General features: G+C 64.3%; 16 protein-coding genes. 10 read left to right on the plus strand and 6 right to left on the minus strand.

What is annotated here, in order from left to right; translation table 11 throughout:
• Window positions 1–8 precede the first annotated feature (8 nt).
• Window positions 9–1,286, plus strand: coding sequence for a DUF4192 family protein (locus AC1DCF_RS12655; RefSeq protein ID WP_477211306.1), 1,278 nt, complete (start codon window positions 9–11; stop codon window positions 1,284–1,286).
• Between the two features lie 119 nt (window positions 1,287–1,405).
• Here AC1DCF_RS12655 and AC1DCF_RS12660 read toward each other — a convergent pair whose 3' ends face one another.
• A complete protein-coding gene (locus AC1DCF_RS12660; protein ID WP_441791210.1) occupies window positions 1,406–2,824 on the minus strand; it encodes an aspartate aminotransferase family protein in 1,419 nt (472 codons plus the stop codon).
• A 2-nt stretch (window positions 2,825–2,826) separates the two neighbouring features.
• A complete protein-coding gene (locus AC1DCF_RS12665) occupies window positions 2,827–3,309 on the minus strand; it encodes an Lrp/AsnC family transcriptional regulator (protein WP_441791209.1) in 483 nt (160 codons plus the stop codon).
• A 297-nt stretch (window positions 3,310–3,606) separates the two neighbouring features.
• Between AC1DCF_RS12665 and AC1DCF_RS12670 the strand changes: the two genes are divergently transcribed.
• The 4 genes from AC1DCF_RS12670 (at window position 3,607) to AC1DCF_RS12685 (ending at window position 9,244) form a co-directional block, all read left to right on the plus strand.
• Complete coding sequence (locus AC1DCF_RS12670) at window positions 3,607–4,512, plus strand: FHA domain-containing protein (protein ID WP_477211307.1); 906 nt, start codon at window positions 3,607–3,609, stop codon at window positions 4,510–4,512.
• Between the two features lie 40 nt (window positions 4,513–4,552).
• Window positions 4,553–5,356, plus strand: coding sequence for a PP2C family protein-serine/threonine phosphatase (locus tag AC1DCF_RS12675; RefSeq protein WP_477211308.1), 804 nt, complete (start codon window positions 4,553–4,555; stop codon window positions 5,354–5,356).
• Window positions 5,357–5,447: 91 nt separating this feature from the next.
• Complete coding sequence (locus AC1DCF_RS12680) at window positions 5,448–6,143, plus strand: FHA domain-containing protein (protein ID WP_477211309.1); 696 nt, start codon at window positions 5,448–5,450, stop codon at window positions 6,141–6,143.
• Between the two features lie 110 nt (window positions 6,144–6,253).
• Window positions 6,254–9,244, plus strand: coding sequence for an FtsK/SpoIIIE domain-containing protein (locus tag AC1DCF_RS12685; RefSeq protein ID WP_477211310.1), 2,991 nt, complete (start codon window positions 6,254–6,256; stop codon window positions 9,242–9,244).
• Window positions 9,245–9,277: 33 nt separating this feature from the next.
• Here AC1DCF_RS12685 and ald read toward each other — a convergent pair whose 3' ends face one another.
• Window positions 9,278–10,393, minus strand: coding sequence for an alanine dehydrogenase (ald, locus tag AC1DCF_RS12690; RefSeq protein ID WP_477211311.1), 1,116 nt, complete (start codon window positions 10,391–10,393; stop codon window positions 9,278–9,280).
• 249 nt (window positions 10,394–10,642) lie between these two features.
• On the opposite strand from ald, the gene AC1DCF_RS12695 reads away from it, so the two are divergent.
• The 4 genes from AC1DCF_RS12695 to AC1DCF_RS12710 are packed head-to-tail and all read left to right on the plus strand — an operon-like array spanning window position 10,643 to window position 14,780.
• Window positions 10,643–11,857, plus strand: coding sequence for an ABC transporter substrate-binding protein (locus AC1DCF_RS12695; RefSeq protein ID WP_477211312.1), 1,215 nt, complete (start codon window positions 10,643–10,645; stop codon window positions 11,855–11,857).
• A gap of 3 nt (window positions 11,858–11,860) precedes the next feature.
• A complete protein-coding gene (locus AC1DCF_RS12700; protein WP_477211313.1) occupies window positions 11,861–13,060 on the plus strand; it encodes an ABC transporter ATP-binding protein in 1,200 nt (399 codons plus the stop codon).
• A 2-nt stretch (window positions 13,061–13,062) separates the two neighbouring features.
• The gene (locus tag AC1DCF_RS12705) at window positions 13,063–13,977 is read left to right on the plus strand and encodes an ABC transporter permease (RefSeq protein ID WP_441791201.1); all 915 of its coding nucleotides are present in this window, start codon (window positions 13,063–13,065) and stop codon (window positions 13,975–13,977) included.
• On the plus strand, window positions 13,974–14,780 hold the full coding sequence (locus AC1DCF_RS12710) for an ABC transporter permease (RefSeq protein WP_477211314.1): 807 nt from the start codon (window positions 13,974–13,976) through the stop codon (window positions 14,778–14,780). The genes AC1DCF_RS12705 and AC1DCF_RS12710 overlap by 4 nt, the downstream gene beginning before the upstream one ends.
• Window positions 14,781–14,808: 28 nt before the next feature.
• Here AC1DCF_RS12710 and AC1DCF_RS12715 read toward each other — a convergent pair whose 3' ends face one another.
• Together AC1DCF_RS12715 and AC1DCF_RS12720 are read right to left on the minus strand one after the other, a co-directional pair.
• Complete coding sequence (locus AC1DCF_RS12715) at window positions 14,809–16,149, minus strand: hypothetical protein (RefSeq protein ID WP_477211315.1); 1,341 nt, start codon at window positions 16,147–16,149, stop codon at window positions 14,809–14,811.
• A gap of 1 nt (window position 16,150) precedes the next feature.
• Window positions 16,151–18,730, minus strand: a complete 2,580-nt coding sequence (locus AC1DCF_RS12720; protein WP_477211316.1) for a CDP-glycerol glycerophosphotransferase family protein — start codon at window positions 18,728–18,730, stop codon at window positions 16,151–16,153.
• A 167-nt stretch (window positions 18,731–18,897) separates the two neighbouring features.
• Between AC1DCF_RS12720 and AC1DCF_RS12725 the strand changes: the two genes are divergently transcribed.
• Window positions 18,898–19,407 carry a DUF2127 domain-containing protein gene (locus AC1DCF_RS12725; protein ID WP_477211317.1) on the plus strand — a complete coding sequence of 170 codons (510 nt, stop codon included), beginning with the start codon at window positions 18,898–18,900 and terminating at the stop codon, window positions 19,405–19,407.
• Here the strand turns inward: AC1DCF_RS12725 and AC1DCF_RS12730 are convergent.
• A complete protein-coding gene (locus AC1DCF_RS12730) occupies window positions 19,346–20,902 on the minus strand; it encodes a glycosyltransferase family 39 protein (RefSeq protein ID WP_477211318.1) in 1,557 nt (518 codons plus the stop codon). The genes AC1DCF_RS12725 and AC1DCF_RS12730 overlap by 62 nt on opposite strands.
• Window positions 20,903–20,922 lie beyond the last annotated feature (20 nt).

Here is a 20,922-nt window from a genome sequence, read left to right on the forward strand (position 1 = left end):
GTGGGGGCATGTCAGAAAACTCAGCGCGTTCCCTTCCCTCCTCCGCGACGATTGTCAAGGCGCACGCAGCCTGTGACTTCCTCGCGCTTGTGCCCCAGCTGGTCGGGTTCTTGCCCGAGCAGAGCATGGTTCTCGTCGCGTTCCGCGGCAATCGAACCTGCGGGGCGATGCGGTTCAACCTTCCCGCCCCCGACGAGTCCACGGCCGTGCACAAACGCATTGCGACAACGCTCATCGGCATGGTCTGCAAGATTCGTGGGGCCGACGCAGTGGTTCCGGTCGTCTACACGGACGAAAAGATCGCCGCGGCCAACCCTCTTCCCCACACCTCGTTTGTCGGCAGGGTGCTCGACCGGGCCGAGGCATCGGGATTTCTGGTGCGTGATGCGCTCTGCGTCGGTGAGGATGCATTCGCCTCGTTTCTGGAGCCCGAAGCCGGCGGGCATCCGCTCTCGGAGATCACAGGCTCGAGCATCCATTCCGAGATGCCCGAACACGCCACGCGGCCGCTCGCGGTGCTGCGGAGCGGCGCCGAACTGCCACGGGTCGACAAGCCGACAAAAGAGCGCTGCGCCCGATTGCTGCGGCGCTATCGTCGCGCCCTCGATGGCGAGGAGGCCGCTCTCGACCTGATGATGCTCTACAAAGGCGTGCTCGACCCGGTGGAGATCGTCGAGGAGGCCCTGGGCTGGGACGCCGCTGCGTTGGATGCGCAGAACGCCGCAGCGTTGCTCTTTCTGGCCCACGGTCCGGCCCAGCGCGACCAGATGATGCTGCAGTTCGCCTTCGGACGTGACGTCGGCGTGCTCCTGAACGAAACGAACCTCCGGTACGCCTGGCTCCAGCGCACGACGGGGCTGAGCCTCGACGAGATCGTGCGTGCCGAGGATGACGCGCGTCAAGCCAGACGGGCGACCGCGCCGACCGGTGCGTTCGGCAACACCCTCGACGGGATGCCGGGTGATCTGCTCCGTGACGCCGCCGGCGGTGACGGCGGGAGCGACCTCATCCTCGGTCTCAGCTCCGAACGTCCGGATCCGGACCGGGTGGAACGCGCGATCGAACTATTGAAGACCGCGGTCGCGCTGGCCCCACGGGCCATGCGACCGGCGCCGCTGTGCATGCTCGCCTGGTTATCCTGGGCTCTCGGCGGGGGATCCGTCGCGGGAATGTTCCTCGACGAGGCGCTCACCATCGACCGCGAGTACGGCATGGCGCTGCTTCTGAACACGCTGATCGGCTCCGGCCATCTGCCCGAATGGGCGTACGCCGTGCCGAACTCCTGATGCCGCCCGCCCACGAAAAAAGCCGAGGATCGCCGTTTCGGCCGAGAATCCACGTTGAAACGGGAATTCTCGGAAGAAACGGCGATCCTCGGCGAATCGGCGACCGGGAGGTGACTGGTCTAGAGGTGGTTGGACGCCTCGGTCAGCACCTCGTTGAGGATCTGACCGATCTCGCGGATCTCCGACGGACCAATGGTCAGCGGGGGAGCGAGCTGAACGACGGGGTCGCCCCGGTCGTCGGCACGGCAGTACAGGCCGGCGTCGAAGAGCGCCTTCGACAGGAAGCCACGCAGCAGGCGCTCCGACTCTTCGTCGTTGAACGTCTCCTTGGTCGCCTTGTCCTTGACCAGCTCGATGCCGAAGAAGTAGCCCTCACCGCGCACGTCGCCGACGATCGGAAGATCGAGCAGCTTTTCGAGCTCGGCACGGAAGATCGGCGAGTTCTCGCGCACGTTCTCGTTGAGCTTCTCTTCCTCGAAAATGTCGAGGTTGGCGAGCGCCACAGCCGACGACACCGGGTGTCCGGCGAAGGTGTAGCCGTGGTAGAACGCGGTGTCGCCGTGCTTGAACGGTTCGTAGATCTTCTCGCTGACGATGGTGGCACCGATCGGCGAGTAGCCGCTCGTCATACCCTTCGCGCAGGTGATCATGTCGGGCTCGATGCCGAACGTGGTCGAGGCGAACATGTTTCCGATACGGCCGAAGGCGGTGATGACCTCGTCGGCGACCAGCAGCACGTCGTACTTGTCGCAGATCTCGCGCACGCGCTTGAAGTATCCGGGGGGAGGCGGGAAGCAGCCACCCGAGTTCTGCACCGGCTCCAGGAAGACGGCGGCGACGGTCTCCGGACCTTCGAACTGAATCATCTCTTCGATGCGGTTCGCGGCCCACAGACCGAACGTCTCGAGGTCGTCGCCGAGGCCGAGGCCAGGGGCCATCTCGTCGGCACGGTAGAAGTTGGTGTTCGGAACGCGGAAGCCACCGGGGGTGACCGGCTCGAACATTTCCTTCATCGCGGGGATGCCGGTGATCGCCAGAGCGCCCTGCGGGGTGCCGTGGTAGGCGACGTTGCGGGAAATGACCTTGTGCTTGGTCGGACGACCCTGCAGCTTCCAGTAATACTTCGCCAGCTTGAATGCGGTCTCGACAGCCTCGCCGCCGCCGGTCGAGAAGAACACTCGGTTGAGGTCGCCGGGTGCGTAGTCGGCCAGGCGGTCAGCCAGGTCGATCGCGCTCGGGTGGGCGTACGACCAGATCGGGAAGAACGCGAGCTCCTCCGCCTGCTTGCGGGCGACTTCGGCGAGGCGCTTGCGGCCGTGGCCGGCGTTCACCACGAAGAGGCCGCTGAGCCCGTCGATGTACTTCTTGCCCCGCGAGTCCCAGATGTGGTGACCCTCACCCTTGGTGATGATCGGCACACCGGCGCCGGATTCCATCACCGACTGGCGTGCAAAGTGCATCCAGAGGTGATCCTTGGCCTTCTGCTGCATCGCTGCATTTTCGGCTTCGCTGTAAATGGTTGGTTCTGAATTACTCATTTTTATCGTGTTCCCCAGTTGTAGAGCTGTTTGTGGAGTTTGAGATAGACGAAAGTCTCGGTGGAGGAGACGCCCTCCAGATTGCGAATCTTCAGGTTGAGCAGTGTCAGCAGCTCATCATCGTCTTCGCAGACGACCTCGGCGAGGATGTCGAATGATCCGGCGGTGAGAACCACGTAGTCGACTGCCGGAATGGCAGCCAGCTTGTCGGCGAGAACGCGGGTATCGCCGGTCGCACGGATTCCGATCATTGCCTGGCGGTAGAAGCCCAGTTGCATCGGGTCCGTGACGGCGACGACCTGCATGACGCCGGCATCCGTCAACTTCTGAACTCGCTGCCTCACCGCGGCCTCGCTAAGGCCAACGGCTTTTCCGATTTCTGCATAGGAGCGGCGACCGTCAGCTTGCAACTGCTCGATGATCTTCTTCGAGACATCGTCAAGCTGCACCGGCTTGCCTGCCGGGCCACGGCCTTGTGAGTTCATGCATCGATTGTGTCAGCGAGAGTGTCCTTCAGCAAGCGATTCCGTGGTTGAAGCGCAAAAATGCTGCGAATTCCTTAGAAATGCCCGTCCTGCGGTCTCGGAGGCCACCCCGTTACAATGATCAGGACGGCGCGGTCAACTCTGCGCCACTATGTCCGGTACGCCCTGGTTTGCACAGAGAGCATTGAAATCATGAGCACGCGAGACCTGCGCCACTTCGACGGAGAATATGTCGTACGTCATGTCCTCCAGCGTCGAGGGCGATAACCGCGAATGGTTCACGGAACTCTTCGGTGCGTGCACGCCCCCGGCCAACCTGCTGACTGGACGTTTGTCATCGGTCAGGGTTTTTTTGTCGCCCTCCCGGCCTCTACCTCGGCTGCTGTTCTCGAGAAGCTGAGCGACCAGACTGACCGGCCGGTGGTGCAGCTGGAGACTCTGGTCGCCTTGCTGCCACTTGCCGGTGAGCACAAAATTGAGAGCTTCATCGTTGTTGTTCCGGGGACACCCGTTGACGATGACGGCGTTCCCGTCTCGATCGTCGTGAAAGGCGAGATCGCCGCCGAGGTCTTCTCAGTGGGCGGATCCCGTCGATTCAGCGACCAAGACATCCGGCCGTGGCTTCTGGCTGAGTTTCAAGCTGTCGTCGGTATCGACATCGTTCCCCTGAGCGCGGGAGCGTCGACAACCGTCGCCGACCGACGACAGAGCGTACCCATCGGCATCGGAACCATCTCCGGCACCTCGCTCATCTGGTCGCTGACGGATGTCCGGACCGACGATATCTCGACCCGTCGGGCCGGCGCATCCGGCGTGGAGCCGGCGGCGGCCGGCACCTGGTTCGGCCTCCGTCTTCCGGCCGGTGACGAGCGTCGCATCGATTCAGTTTTTCTCCTCGGGCGGCGCCCGCGTCAGCAGCACACCGACTCTGCGACGCGCACCGACGCTCACACCGAAAGGATCACGCTCATTCCACTCGCCTCGCCCACGTCAGCCGTATCGGCGACGCACCTTGAAATTCGTCTCGACGGTGAGAGGGTTGTCGTGACAGACCTCAACTCCACCAACGGTTCGACCCTCACTCACCCCGACGGCCGCAGAGACAAGATGCGCCCCGGAACGGCCGTGGTGGCGGTGCCCGGTACGACGGTGGACGTTGGGGACGGTAATATCATCGAGATCCTCCCCGCGAGCGAACGGTAGCGCGATGTGGCGTATGAGGCGAAGTCGGAAGGCACCACCCGTGACCCAGATCGGTCAAGGCTCACTCAGCCACACAATTGTCTTGCCCTCAGTCGAGACGACTCTCACCCTGGCCTGGGCATCGCGCACCGATACCGGGCACCGTCGCGAGGCCAACGAAGACAGCTATGTTGCGCTTCCGCCGATCTTCGCCGTCGCTGACGGAATGGGCGGGCACTCCGCCGGCGAGGTGGCAAGTGCGGCCGTCGTCACCCGGCTCGCCGAGCACGGCGGCGAAAGCATCGTCACGGCCGAAGGCATCACCGGTTCGCTGAGCCTGGCTGTCGAAGACATGGCCAAGGGGGTCGGCGTCACCGACCAGGGCACCGGCACCACCGCAACCGGCGTCGGACTCGGCATCGTGGCCGATGCTGCGGCCTGGATTGTTTTCAACATCGGTGACTCCCGGGTCTACCAACTCGTCTCCGGCGTGCTCGAACAGGTCACCGTCGACCACTCGGTGGTGCAGGAACTCGTTGATTCGGGACGCATCACCCGCGAAGAAGCTGATGTGCACCCGCAGGGCAATGTCATCACCCGTGCCGTGGGATTCCACGAGCCTCCGATCCCCGACTACCGCATCCTGCCGGTTCAGGCCGGCATGCGCCTGCTGGTCTGCTCGGACGGGCTGACGAAGGAACTCACCGCCTACGGCATCCGTCATTTTCTTCTCAGCAACCCAAACGCTGAAGACGCCGTCGAGGCGCTTGTGGCCGCAGCACTCGAGAACGGCGGTCGGGACAACGTGACTGTCGTCGTCGTCGACGTGCTCGACGTCAGCTCGGCTGCCGCGAACCCCGAGTAGCCCGACACAGTTTCGACCGGACGCCGCGCCGGGCGGTTTCGCTCACCAGTGTCGGTACGCTAGGAAGACTGCGAACCGGAGAGGAACCGCCATGACCTGTCAGATCTGTGGGGCGTCTCTGCCCGATCGTGCAATGTTCTGTGGTGAATGCGGCAGTTCGACCACCGCCACACCGCTCAGCCGCAAGCGTTCCGACCCTTCCGCGGGTGACACCACCATCATCCAGCCCTTGCCGCCGCAATCGGCAGTCTTCTCCATTCCGTATCGGATGCCGATTGATCCGGTCTCCGGACTGTCTGACGAATCAACCCGGCATCCCGAATCAGTGCCGGCGCCGCACTCGGAGCCGCTCGCTCAGCCGCTGGCCCAGCCTCTCGTTGAGACGGTGCGAGTGCCGGAAGCTGCTTCGCCGCCGCCGCAGCAGCCGGTTCCGGAGCCAGAGCCGACGCCGGCCGGGCCCGCCGCGCACTTCGTGCTGCAGTTCAGCACCGGCGAGCAGGTCGTTGTCGCGGGAACCGGTCTGCTCGGACGGCGCCCCAGCGCGCAGCCCGACGAGACGTTCGATCACTTCGTGCAGATTCACGATGTGAGCATGTCCGTCTCAAAGTCGCACCTGGAGTTCGGTCAGCACAACGGCGAATTCTGGATCAACGACCGGATGTCCGGCAACGGCACGGTGATCAGGCGCCACGACGACTCGGTGTTGCGATGCGAACCCGGACGGCGCTACCTCGTCGCACGCGGCTCCCGCGTGGAGATCGGCGACCAGTTCTTCGTCCTGGGCTGAGCTTCGCGGGCAGCCGATTCGGCTTCCTCCCCATCATCGCCGTAGACACGTTCTTCCACCGAGCGGCCCACCGGCCGGCGCGGCATCCGAGCACCTGATGTTCTGGTCGGGTGACCCGCTCCCTTCCTCCACTGCGACTGCCGGCTGTTCCGGCTGAGCCGCCACCCGCCGGATTTCCACTGATCGCCAGCGTCGCCCCGCTCTTCGCTGCAGCGGTGATCTGGGGCCTCACCGGCTCGGTGTTCGCTCTCGTCTTCGCCGGGCTGAGCCCCGTGATGGCGGTGGCAAGTCTGTGTGACGGGCGTCGCACCCGTCGGCGTGCCCGGCGTCGGGGAGCTGTCGAATACGACGCGGCCGTCACAAACCTCCGGGCTCTTGCCGATGAACAGCAGAAGCTGCTCCGCAGCGACCGCTGGGAGCACACGCCGTCGGCGGCCCGCGTCCTCGCGACACACGACCACGCGGCGTATTGGCCGTCGGACGGCGTGACGGAAGTCAGTCTTGGAAGCGGCTCGATTGACGGTGGCCCCCACCTTGACGGCGTGGAGTCCACGCCGGCGCATCAGGCGCTCTCGCTCGAAATCGCCACCCTCACCGAGGCGCCGATCGTCGTCGACGCGATGCACGGAATCGGAGTTGTCGGCTCCCTCCCTCTCGCGCGGGCTCTGGCCCGCGCGCTTGTCATCCAATTGAGCGCTGTGCTGCCGCCGACACGCTGCGGCCTGACTGTCCCCGCCGAAGGCTGGGACTGGGCGACCGAGTTGCCCCACGCTGAATCGCCCCGCGCCGAGCGCGAGTTGGTTATCTGGGAGCAGGGCGAACCGCTCGGCGAACCGACGGTCCGCGCCTCCGGCGAGCGGATGCTACTCGCCGTGGCGACCGGCATCACCGCGCTCCCGCCCGGGTGCGAAACCATCGTGCACGTGCACGGGCCCGACCGCGCAGAAATCATGCGCTCGGCCGCACAGCCGCGCGGACTGCTCTTTCGGCCTGAACTCGTCGCCACGACCGAGGCCGGCCGGTTCGCGGCGGGGCTTCAGCAGCGCGCGCGGGCGTCGGGTCTCCTCCCCGCCCGCAGCACTCTGCCGGGCAGAGTCGAGTTCGGACTGCTCGATCAGCAATCGGGGGCAGCACAGCCGCACGGACTGGCGTGCACAATCGGCCACAGCGCGCAGGGGGCGACCTCGCTCGATCTCGTACGGAATGGACCGCATGCCGTCGTCGGCGGCACGACCGGGAGCGGCAAAAGTGAACTCTTGGTGACCTGGGTCCTGGCCATGGCGGCCACCCGCACCGTGAGCGAAGTGAACTTCCTTCTCGTGGATTTCAAAGGAGGCGCCGCGTTCAGCCCCTTGGCCGCCCTGCCGCACTGCGTCGGATTGGTCACCGATCTCGAGGCGGGGGAGGCGGCGCGGGCACTGGCGAGCCTGACCGCCGAGCTCCGCCAGCGGGAACGCATTCTGCGTGACGCCGAGGCCCGCGACATCGACGACGTTCGGGCGCCGACGATGCCCCGGCTCGTGATCGTGGTCGACGAGTTCGCCACCATGCTCGATGCCTTTCCCGCGCTTCACGCACTCTTCGTCGACATCGCTGCCCGGGGGCGCTCCCTCGGCGTGCATCTGATCCTCTGCACCCAGCGGCCGGCGGGTGTGGTGCGCGACGCGCTGCTCGCCAACTGCAGCCTGCGCATCTCGCTGAGAGTAAACAATCCGGCCGACAGCCTGGCCCTTCTCGGCACGGATGCGGCGGCCGGGTTGTCGCCGGTTTCTCCCGGACGCGCGTATGTCGACACGGGCGACGGGGCCGCGGTGCTCCTACAGGTTGCCGCTGCGAGTCAGAGCGACATCGCTGCAATTGTTGTTTCCCAGAGCGTCGGCATTCCGAGCAGGCGACCATGGCTCGAACCGCTTCCGACGCAGCTGACGCCGGAGTTGTTGACTGAGCTGATCGGAACCGAATCCGACATCGCGGCGACGTCGGTCGCGGCAATCTCCGCCGCACCGACTTCAGCCGCTCCGTCCGTCATCCTTGGACTGCTGGACGAGCCCGACCGCCAGCGCTATCGGGTCGCGCGGTACAGCCCCGCCGTCGACGGACATGTACTGGTGGTGGGCGCGTCAGGCTCCGGGAAGACCACGGCCCTCGCGTTGATCGAGCGCGAGGCCGTGGCCGCCGGGCTCGCCGTCGAGCGCGCCGGCGCCGACGTTGAGCGTGCCTGGGATCTTCTCGAACGCGCGCATCAGCGGTCCAGCGCCGGTCTCGGCGACCAGGCGGCGCACGGCGACATTGAGGGAACTGCACCCGGGCGCACGCGGTTGGTGCTCCTGCTCCTCGACGATTTTGACTCGGTTCTGGCGCGCTGGGAGCCCGAACATCGGCTCGCCGCACTCGACATGCTGGCCGCAGTGCTGCGGGATGGCGCCGCGGCCGGCATCACCTGCGTTGTGTCGGTCCAACGGGTGGCCAACGGGCTCCAACTCATGCCGACACTGTGCCAGAACCGGTTGCTTCTCCGAGCGACAAGCCGCGAGGACTATCTGTCGGTCGGCGGCCCCGCCGAGCGGTTTGACCCGAACCTGCCTCCGGGTGGCGGAGTCTGGGACCAGAGGCGGATCCAACTCCTCACCGCGACAGAATGTGACGAGCGACAGTCGGAGGCAGTGCCGCACTCCGATGCCCTCCCACTCGTTCCCACCACAACACTGCAGCTCACCACAGCACTGCCGCGCAACCTCATCGTGGTGGCCGGTGCACCCGCCCGGTCTGCCGAACGATTTCGCCGGTCGGCGCTCGCCGATGTCGTCGTCGAGCTCGGCGGAAGCGGCGCTGCATCCGACCATCTCGAGATCAGCCGGTCGGCGACGAGCACGGTGTTCGTCGGCGATGCCGACGCCTGGCAGGGGGAGTGGGCGCTGCTCCAATCGCTCCGGCCCCGGTCGACAATGGTGTTCGACGGCTGCGGACTGACCGATTTTCGACAGATCAGTCGGCGTCGTCAACTTCCGCCGCCGCTCGCCCCCGCGCGGGAGCGTGTCTGGGTGGTGGGCCCCGACGGACACGTGCGACGGGCATCGCTCACTGCGCTGATCGGCCGGTAGCACCCAGCCGTCACCGCCTTGCTCGACGGCGGACTAGGCGAGAATCACCGAAAGTTCGGTGTTCGCGACGCCGTTCGCCACAGCGACAGCGGCATTCGTCACCAATCCACCGAAGGTGTTGAGGCCCAACGCCAAAGCCGCATCGGCCCGCAGCGCGTCTTTCCAGCCCCGGTTTGCCAGCGCTCTGACATAGGGCAGCGTCGCATTCGTCAACGCGTAGGTCGAGGTGTGAGGCACCGCCCCCGGCATATTCGCGACGCAATAGAACAGCGATTGGTGCACCGTGAAGGTGGGGTCGGCGTGAGTGGTGGGATGCGAGTCGGCGAAGCATCCGCCCTGATCAACGGCGATGTCGACCAGAACGCTGCCGGGCCGCATCCGTGAGACGAGTTCGTTGCTGACCAGTTTGGGCGCCTTCGCGCCGGGAATCAGCACGGAGCCGATGACCATGTCCGATTCGACGACGGCCTTGTCGATCTCGAAACTGTTCGACGCGATTGTCTTGACCCGGCCGAAGTTCAGGGCGTCGAGCTCGCGGAGCCGGAACAGATTGGTGTCGAGTACTGTCACCTCGGCGCCGAGCCCGAGGGCAACCTGCATCGCCGCGGTTCCGGCGACGCCGCCCCCGAGCACGGTGATCTTGGCCGGATGGGTGCCGGGAACCCCCGGAACCAACAGGCCGGGACCCCCATTCGGCTTGAGCATCACGTTCGCGCCGACAATCGGCGCAAGCCGGCCGGCGACCTCGCTCATCGGAGCGAGCAAGGGGAGGGCCCGCGAGGGAAGCTGCACGGTTTCATAGGCGATCGCCGTGACTCCGCTGGCGAGCAGAGCCGCCGTGAGCTCGGGTTCTGCAGCGAGATGCAGGTAGGTGAAGAGCACCAGATCGGGGCGAAAATAGCCGTACTCGGCGGCGACGGGCTCTTTGACTTTGAGGAGCAGGTCGGCTGCCGCCCAGGTAGCTTCCGCGTCGGGCAGGATCGTGGCACCGGCCGCCTCGTAGCTTGCATCGGTGATAGAGGAGCCGAGGCCGGCCCCGGTCTCAATGACGACTTCGTGTCCGTTGGAAACAAGTTCGTGCACCCCCGCCGGGGTGATCGCAACACGAAACTCGTTGTTCTTGATTTCGGACGGGATCGCGATCTTCATTTCAATCCTTCGGCTCTGGAACGACACTGTTCAGTACTCTGCCTGGTGATGAAAGCAGCCTACGCCGGGCTTCGCGTGATTTCGAATGTAATTTTCTGTCCGGATGCCGATTTCGCGATTTCTGGCGGCGGAAGTTAACGATTTGGTCGTTTTTCTGTGATCTGAAGCCTTCACTGTGCCAGGATCAGTCCACTCGCAAAGAAGCGAGAGAGTCGTTCGTCCGCGTCGTCATCCCGAGGAGAGCAGTCCATGAGCCCGAAACCGTTGCCCGCGGATCCGATGATCGCCCAGCTTGTGCGCATGGCGCAGAGCTCACAGATGGGGCGACGCACGCTTCTCGCCGGGGCCGGCGCAGGCGCGGCAGCACTGGCGCTCGCCGCCTGTTCGACCGGAACTCCCTCGGCCAAGCCCACCGCTGCAGTCGACAAGTCCGCATCTGACAAGACACTGCGTTGGGACAACTGGGCGCTTTACATCGACATCGACGATGCAGGCAACTACCCGACGCTCGACGCCTTCGCCAAAGAAACCGGCATCAAGGTCGCCTACACCGAAGCCGTCGATGACAACAACACCTACTACGGCAAGGTCAAGGATCAGCTCGCGCTCGGCCAGGACATCGGTGCAGACGCCGTGTGTCTGACCGACTGGATGGTCGGCCGGATGATCCGGATGGGTTACACGCAGGAGCTGGACCACGCAAACATCCCCAACCTCGCCAATCTCACGCCGGCACTCGTCGACGTCGGCTTTGACCCTGGCCGCAAGATGTCGGTGCCGTGGCAGGGCGGGTTCGCCGGGATCTGCTGGAACAAAGAGAAGCTTCCGGACGGCGTGCACTCGGTCGAAGAACTGTGGGCCCCCGATCTCAAGGGGCGTGTCGGCACTCTCTCCGAGATGCGCGACACGATGGGCGTGCTCATGCAGTCCAACGGAGTCGACATTGCGGGCAAATGGGGCGACGACGAGTACAACACCGCGATCGATCTTCTGCAGAAGCAGGTCACCGACGGTCAGATTCGTAACATCAAGGGCAACTCCTACAAAGAAGACCTCGTCAACGGCGACACCCTGGCCGCAATTGTCTGGTCGGGCGACATCACCCAGTTGAACGCCGAGAACGGTGACAAGTGGGAGTTCATCATTCCCGATACCGGCGGCACGCTCTGGAACGACAACTTCCTGGTTCCAATCGGATCCCCGCGCAAGGCAAACGTCGAGGCCCTGATCAACTACTACTACGAGCCAGAGGTGGCGGCCGAGGTTGCGGCGTACGTGAACTACATCACGCCGGTCGTCGGAGCCAAGGAAGCAGCAATGGCCATCGACCCCGAGTTGGCGAACAACCAGCTCATCTTCCCCGACGAGGCCACGCTGTCCAACGCGCACGTCTTCCGCAACCTCAGTCCGGCCGAGGAGCAGAAGTATGACGCTGCGTTCCAGCAGATCCTGCTTGGGGCCTGAGCGGTGGCCAGTGGCACATTTGCCGAAAGCGGCGCGGACCTCGAACTCGTCGGAATCCAGAAGCGGTTCCCCGGTTTCACCGCCATCGAGCACCTTGACCTGACGATTCCGGCCGGATCGTTCTTCGCGCTGCTCGGCCCCTCCGGCTGCGGCAAGACGACGACGCTGCGCTTGGTCGCCGGTCTCGAAGACCCCAGCAATGGGCGCATCCTGATCGGTGGCAAGGATGTCACGGGACAGAAGCCATACCAGCGCCCGGTGAACACGGTGTTCCAAAGCTACGCACTCTTCCCGCACATGACCGTGCTCGAGAACGTGGCGTTCGGGTTGCGTCGACGCAAGATCGGTGACCCGATCGCCAAGGCTCACGAGGCGTTGCGTCTGGTCGAGCTCGACCATCTCGCCAGTCGCAAGCCCATTCAGCTGTCCGGTGGGCAACAGCAGCGGGTGGCGCTCGCCCGCGCGCTGGTCAACCGTCCGGCGCTGTTGCTGCTCGACGAGCCGCTCGGCGCCCTCGACCTCAAGCTGCGTCGTCAGATGCAGCTTGAATTGAAGACCATTCAAGAAGAGGTCGGTCTCACCTTCCTGCATGTGACCCACGATCAGGAGGAGGCCATGACCATGGCCGACACCGTCGCGGTCATGAACAAGGGCAAGATCGAACAGATGGGCGCCCCCGAGCAGCTCTACGAGCTTCCGAAGACCACATTTGTGGCCAACTTCCTCGGCCAGTCGAACTTGTTCGTGGGCCCGGTTGTCGGGAACACGAGCACGTCGATCGCGGTCGATGTCGCAGGAACACGCGTCGTGGTTCCGACGAAACGGGCCCACCGTCACGCCGGGGAGATCACCGTCGGTGTGCGTCCGGAGAAGCTCAGCCTGCACACCGAGGATCCGGCCGTCGATTCGGGTCGTAACTTGCTCGGACCCGGACGGGTCGTCGACGTGTCCTTCAGCGGAGTGAGCACCCAGTACCTCGTCGAGGTGGCCGGGGTCGGCTCCGTGATCGTCTTTGCGCAGAACATGGCATTCGGCCCTGTCGCTCACGAGGGTGCCGAGGTCTGGGTCAGCTGGAACATCGACCACGGATTCGGTCTCGACGACGATCCCGTCGAGACGGTGCGGTTCGAGCCCGACACCGACACTAAGAGCATCGCGGCGGAGAGTCGTGACGCGCTGCGCACGGAGTTGGAAGAGGTCTAGGGGTGGCCTTCGCGGCATTTACCACCAACGCGGGGCCCGTTGAACCGGCGCAGCGGCGCAAGAGTCCGATCGCGCTCTTTCTGCTTCTTCCCGGCATCCTGTACCTGATCCTGTTCTTTCTCACCCCGCTCGTGTCGTTGCTGCTGACCTCGCTCCAGACGCCAACGGTCAACGGCGACGTCGGACAGTTCAGCTACGCGTTCCAGTGGGAGAACTACGTTCAGGTCATCACCGCCTACTGGCCGCACATTCTGCGTTCGTTCGGCTACGCCCTGGCTGCAACGGTGTTCGCGCTGGCGTTCAGCTACCCGTTGGCCTATTTCATCGGGGTCAAGGCGCGCAAATGGCCGCTACTGCAAAGCCTGATGCTCGTGATGGTCATCGCGCCGTTCTTCATCAGCTTTCTGCTGCGCACCCTGGCCTGGAAGCAACTGCTCTCCGATGAGTCGTTCGTGATCACCTCGCTGAAGGCGCTGTCGCTGATGGCACCGGATGCTCACTTCACCGGCACGCCCGCCGCGGTTATCTTCGGTCTCACCTACAACTTCATCCCGTTCATGACGCTGCCGCTGTACTCGACACTCGAACGCCTCGACGTGCGTTACCTCGAAGCGGGCAATGACCTCTACGCGAGCCCGTTCCAGGTCTTCCGCAAGATCACAATCCCGTTGTCGATGCCGGGAATCGTCGCCGGAACCCTGCTCACCTTCATCCCCGCTGCGGGCGACTACATCAACGCCAGCCGAGACTTCCTGGGTGGTCCCGACACGCAAATGGTCGGAAACGTGATTGAAGCCAACTTCCTGGTGCTGCTGAATTATCCGGCAGCCGCGGCGCTGTCGATCATCCTGATGAGCGTCATCCTCGTCATTGTCACGATCTATGTGAAGCGGGCCGGCACGGAGGAACTCCTGTGAAATTTTCCCTGGGCAAATGGTTGCTGCCGATCTACTCGGCGCTCGCCCTCATTTTCTTGATGGTGCCGATCGTCTACACCTTCATTTTCTCGTTCAACGATTCGCTGAAGTCGAACATCGCCTGGCGCGGGTTCACCCTCGACAAGTGGCTGAACGTGTGCGCGGTGCAGAACGGAGCTGTCTGCCAGGCGTTTGGAAACAGCCTGATCATCGGCGCGATTGCGACCGTGTTCGCCACGGTGCTGGGCACGATGATTGCGATCGCGATTGTGCGTTACCGGTTCAAGTTCCGCTCGCAGACGAGCCTGCTGCTCTTTCTGCCGATGGCTACCCCTGAGGTTGTACTCGGTGCCGGTCTTGCCGCTCAGTTCTTGGCGGTCGGAGTGCCGAAGTCGATGCTGACGATCATCCTTGCTCACACGATGTTCTGCATCAGCTTCGTCGTGGTGACGGTCAAGGCGCGCGTCTCGAGTCTCGACCCGGCCCTCGAAGAAGCCGGACGCGACCTCTACGGGTCGCCGACGCAGGTATTCATGCGGGTCACCTTCCCGCTGCTGCTGCCCGGCATCCTCTCCGCGGCCCTGCTGGCGTTCGCGTTGAGCTTCGACGACTTCATCATCACGAACTTCAACTCCGGTTCGGTGACGACGTTCCCGAAGTACATCTACATCTCGGCGGCTCGAGGAATCCCGGCCGAGGCCAATGTGATCGCATCCGCGGTGTTCATTTTCGCCCTGGTGATTGTGATTACGACGCAGGTGTCGGCCTCCGCACGTGCAAAGCGGCTGGCGCGGCAGAGCTAGAGGGTTGGGCCCCCGGTACCACAGCTGATCAGCGTTCCCGCGGGGAGTCGAGACGGCTGCAGGGCAGGTCGACTTTCCACTCGGATGCGGGGGCGCCCGCGAGGGCGATGACGTGCGTCGGCCGCTCTGTCCGGCAGGTTTCCCGCGCCGCAGCCACCTGCGGCTGCCAGAGTGGCCCGTGGTCGCGCCGAGTCGAGCTGGGGCTGAACTGCACGAGCATCAGCGCGAGCAGTGTGACCAGGACCGCCCAGGAGACGGTCCGGCGCAATCGCCGTCGTGTCGTGGGCGTGTCGTTCCGGCGGCGGTGTCGGCCGGCGGCAACGGCGACCGGAACCAGGGCGAGCAGAAACATCGATGGAACGACACCGTACCGGGCCAACCAGGGGTCGGCGCGGTCGAGCAGCGCGAGAGAGGCGTAGTCGTAGAACGTGCCGGGGCTCACTTCGACGGCCGTGGCGTACAGCACGACGCTGCCCACAAGCAGTGTGGCGATGGTCATTCGCTGTACGGCGGTTCCTCTCCACCAGCCCCAGGCCGCCGCGGCGAGAAAAGGCAGAAGGAGCGCGACCCCGGCGAGCGAACCGAAGCCGGCGAGCATCCGGCCGATCGCCGGCGCAGTCGAGATCCAGAGTGTCATGACCGAATTGATCAGATACCCGTCCACAAGTGAGGCGAGCCCGACGGGACTGCCTTGAGATGGTCCGCGAGGCGAAATCAGCGTCGTGACAATCTGGGTTGCGAGTCCGAGCAGATAGAGGCCGCGCACGGGAAGCCGGACTGGGTCACGCCACTTCCAGAGCACGAGCGGCAGAAACAGCACCATCTGTATCTCGGTGAGGGTGGCAAGAATCAGGACGAATCCGAGCAGCCATGCGCCGAGGCGGCTGCGTGGACGATGGAGGAGCGCCCACGGGGTGAGCCACAGAAAATACCAGTGAAGGTTCGCGGTGTTACCGAGTACCTCGTGCGGCGCCAACGGCACGAGCACCGTAATCGAGGCCAGCGCGACCCGTGCCGGCAGCCACGGAACGCTGTCTCTGGCGCAAAAGAAGATCAGGGCGGCCACGCAACCGACGACGAGACACGACGCGCCAGCCATGACCATAGCCCAGGCGTTGACGGGCGCGAAATACTCAGTGAGCCCGGCAATGATTCGGGGAACGGTGTGCAGATAGCCGGCATAGGGCTTGAACAAGGCTTGAATGGGGCCATCGCGCACGGCATCGCCGAGAAAGTCGCGCGCGTCTTCAGCCCACAGGGTGTCGTGGGTCGCAGCGGGCAGCCGCAGCCAGGCAGCGAGCGACCCGGCAATCAGGATTGCGACAGCGGCGACGCCCGACCACACTCCGGTTCGGGTCGCCGGCCGCACATCAACTGCTTCGGGTCATCTCGCCGGTGGCCAGGCGGGTTGCCCGTAGAAAAGCGGCAAGTGCGGCGGCGTTGTAGTTGCGGGTGTCCAGGGAGCTTGCCACGACAGAACCCGACATGAAGTCGAGCATTCCCTGAGCCAGAGCGTCATCGTCCTGCGCAACGATGTGCAGATCGTTGTTCGGCAGGGCGTCGTGCACCGAGTGGAAGTCGACGGTGACGATCGGCAGTCCGAGCGTTGCCGCCTCAAGGATGACCATCGGTTGCCCTTCATAGTCGCTGGAGAGCACGAAACAGTCGCTTGCCGCCAGGATCGGGAACGGATTTGCGAAGGGGCCAACGACGAATGCAACACCGAGCAAACCGAGGCTGCGGATGAGCTGGTCAAGCTCAGCCCGGAGTGGCCCGTACCCGACGAGGGTTAGCCGGGCGTTCGGCATCCGCGCGCAGACCTGCGCGAAGGCGCGCAGGAGCCTCGCTTGATTCTTCTCCGGGGAGAATCGCCCGACGGTGACGAACCAGACGGTGTCGTCGTCGGCGAGGAGCTGCGTCACCCACTCGCGTTCACTCGGGTTCTCGCGGTCACTGCTGCTCGTGAGTTGATTGCCGGGTTCACCGCCCTGCACGCGGACGAGCTCGCGCCGGTGTTCGTCGAAAGACCGAAGATCGGCCGATGCCGATGTGGTGACGTGGAGCGCATCGATCAGATTCGGCGCAGTGACGTACTGCTCTGGTCGCGCGGAACAGTAGGAGGAGAGCGCCCGGCGATTGAGCTCGGTGAGTTGCGGCGAGACTGAAACGAGCCGGTCGAACTCGGGATAGAGGGCAAAGACCTCCGGCAGCGTGCGTCTCATACGTTCTCTGCCATTCACCGTCCGGTGCACTTCTGTGGCCATGTCATTGTGCAGCCAGATCGAGCGAACGGCGGGAGGGGAATGCAGCAGCACTGTCGACCAGAACGGTCCATAGCCGCTGTAATCGATGACTGCATCGAAGCGCACATCGCCAAAACAGCGGGTCCACTCGTCGTCCCAGAGCTCTGATTGGGCAGCATCCGTGCGATGGATATCGGCATCGCCGAACCGCGAGGCGAGTTTGCGTCGAAGATGAGTGAACTTGCTGCCGTTCATCCCTCCGACGCGCATGAACTGACGAACGGCGGGATTGATCCGTGCCTGGTTGACCAGTTGGGCGGCCCCGCGCGGATAAGCGAATAGAACGGAGACATCGAACGCGGTGTGATCGATCGAGTTCAGCAGGTTGATCGCCGCAGCGGTGATGCCGTTGGGCAGCATGCCGCCGATGAAGAGAAGGACGCTCGGCCGTGAGTCTCGAGCGCTCGGCCGCACCCGATAGCCGGAGCGCTGGCCGCGGAAGACCACGTCGACGACCCGACGAGAGCTCGTACCGGCTTCATGCGGGGTGAGGAGGGCGCGCCATCTCGTCGCCTTGGTCGTAGATGCCACAGACTCTGGTGCATCGGCCGGAGCGAGGATCGCCGCCGCAGCCTCAGCCGGCGACGCGCAGACCGGCCCTGGCCATTCCTCAGGCGGAAAGTAGAGGCCGCGGGTGCGCGTGTAATCGTCAAGATCGGGCGCGAGAAACACGATGGGGCGCTCGAGGGCGAGGTAGTCAATGAATATCGACGAATAGTCGGTGATCAGAATTGAGCTGAGCCCGAGCACGACGTTGCTCGGAATCTCATTCGACACCAGGACGCGTCGCAGCTGCGCGTCGTGCGTGGCGAAGCGGTGCACGATCTGGTGAGTTTTCAGCAGCACGATGTACCGGTCGCCGAGAAGCACTTGCATCTCCCTGACCGCTTCGACGAGATCACGCACGTCGTCGTCGGGCCGCGCGAATGAATCGCCCTTCCACGTCGGAGCGTAGAGAACGATCGCCCGGTCGCCGAGTTCGACTCCGCTTGCGGCCAGCTGCTCGCGACCGCGCGTCTGTTGCTCTGGGGTCAGCAACTGGCGGTCGATCCGGGGGTAGCCCTCCTCCACGATCAGCCCCTGATAGAGATCATTCAGTCTGTATGCCTTCTCATACATCTGTTCGGCCATGAACGAGTTTGCGGCGAGCAGAAAGTCGGCTGCGACGAAGTTTCGAAGAGTGTTGGCGGCCTCGACGGCGCCGCCCGGCATGTCGTAACCCATCTGCTTGAGGGGGGTCCCATGCCAGGTGTTCAGATAGGTCTGGCCGGTTCGTTTGCTGAATTCGGCGGGGAACGTCGCATTGTTGATCAGATAGCCGCTGGTGGCCAATGCTCGAAAATAGGCGGCTGAGCGATAGCGCACGAACCGAACCCGTGGGTGCGCGGCGAATTCGGCCACGATCCCCGGATGCGAACGGGGGGAGTCAAGAACCCAAATGTGCAGGAGATCGGCCTGATCCGGCGCGGTGAGCAGCTCCCGGAACAGTGCTTCCGGATTGCACAGCATCCCGTTGCCGGCGAACGACTCGTAGAGCACGGTGCGTGCATGCACGGGGCGGCGGCGCCAGAACGCGTGTCGCTCCGCCTCGACCGCCCTGACGAGCTGACGAACGCGCTGCCGAAGCTGCTTCAGGAGCCGTGCCATTCAGATTCCTTCCGACGGATTCGCGCGGTCTGGGCGGCTCAAAATGTCGAGACGGCGACCTCACAGCGCTGACCACGATTCATGTGCGGGCCAACCTACACCCGACACTTTCGCCAGAACCTGGGGAATTCATGGATGCCCTGAGGTCGCCGTGATGTGATGAGCGAGTGGAGACCTCCGACAATGTGAGCCGATCGGCGAGCGATCGCCGACTTGAGCTTGTCTATCGGATCGGAATCGTCCTCAAAGGGTTCGATGGTCTGGTGGAGGTGCTCGCCGGGTTGCTGCTCTGGTTCGCTCCGGAGATTCTGCGCACTCTCCTCGCTCCGTGGGAGCAGATCGACAGCGACGATCGCACGTTCCGTCTCTTCGTGGCCCAGGTCGCCGGACGGCTCGATACCGACCTCGCGCACGGGCCGTCGGCCTTTGTCATCTTCTTTCTCCTCTCGCATGGAATCGTCAAGCTCGCGCTCGTTTACTGCCTGCTCAAGGAGTATCGGTGGGTCTACCCGTATGCGTTGGGTGTGCTCGGACTCTTTGCGCTTATCCAGCTCATCGCGGTGGTGCGCTCGCCGAGCATGGGCAGCGCAGTGCTGATGGCACTTGATCTCATGATTATTTGGCTTGTGTGGCGGGAGTGGGTGGTACTTCGCCGTCGGGCCGCGAGTACAGCGTGATCACGCTGCGATGCGTGCGAAACGTCTCAGTCGCGGTGAAGCCGAGCGCGGTGAGCGCGCCGACCCCGTAGGAGCTGCTTTGCCCGGGGGCGGAATAGTCGATCAGCCAGACCCGATCCGACCCGGCGAGTTTGCCCAGCGAAATCGCCGTGTCGATCGGATAGGCACGGTCGTACCAGGTGTTGTTGTCCGCGGCCGGGATCTCCAACGCGACGTCGCGCAGGCCGACGAAACCGGCGGGGTAGGTGTGCAGGGCTAGTCGGGGACGTCGGGAAGGACGTTCGCTCTCGTCGAAGACAACGGCGTCGCCGGCGATCGCGTGCTTCTGCATTACGGCGCTGACGGCAGCCCAATCACTGTCGTTTTTTGCGTAGGGTCCCCGCTGCCCGAGATAGATCGGCAGGGCGAGCGCGACGATCAGGACGGTGCCCACGATGATGCGCCAGCGTCGGTTGCGCGCAATCCAGACGAGTCCTGACGCCATCAGCAGGGCTGCGGCCGGTGCGCTGTACGAGCTGTAGCGCCCAGTGAAACCGGCAAAGACCAGTTGCATCAGTACGAGGATCGTCGTCGGGATGAAGAGCCAGCAGGCCGCGACATACTCCAGGCTGGGAAGCGTGGCTGTGGCGCGCGAGGTAGCGCTCACCTCGCGCGCTCTCCTCGTTACCCAGGCCTGCCGCATCCGTAGCCCGAGGGCCACCCCGATCAGAATCCACGCGACGACGGCGAACCAGACCGAGCCGAACCACAGGCCGACGGTCAGCGTGCTGAAGCTGGATTCCGAATCCGCGCCGAGGTAGGAGATCTGTGCGCGTTCACGATAGGCAAGCACGAAGATCGGGCTCGCTGCCAGCAGGGCGCAAAGGGTTGTCACCAGCCACGATCGAAGGATCGGTCGCGGAGGATGCGCCCGAACAATAATCACAGCGTGCACCAGCGCGAGAAGGGCCAGATAGAGAAAGACGTACGTGCCGAGCGCGAGCAGGAGCCCATAGCCGAGCCAGAGCAGCAGCGGCGGATGCTGCCGCCGCAAGGCCCCGATCAGCAATAGCGTCAGCCAAGCGGCAATCGCCGCGCTGAACGCGAAGGAGCGTGCTTCCTCGCCCATGTAGGTGACCCGGGGGAGCACACAGCAGATGACGCCGGCGGTGACGGCCACGGTGCGGGTGCTGAGTCTGTCGGCGATTAGCACCACGGCGATGACGGCCATGCCGACGGCGACCGCGCTCGGGAACCGAATCGAGAAAGGTGACGGCCCGAAGATCTCAATCCAGAAGTGCAGACCGAAGTAGTAAGCGCCGTGTACCGCGTCGACGTGGCCGAGCATGCTGAACAGGCTGGGAAAAGGGCGGGTCGCAGCCATCAGGCTCGCCGCTTCGTCGCCCCAGAGCGAGGGAATCCAGGAACCGATCAGGGCGACGATGGTTGCGCAAAGTCCAAGCGCGAGCGCAAGAATTTCGATGCGTGGACCACGGGCTGTGCGATCGGATTCCATCGTTCCTCGTTTCCGAGGCG

It is taken from the genome of Leifsonia sp. 10L418 (assembly GCF_056395445.1).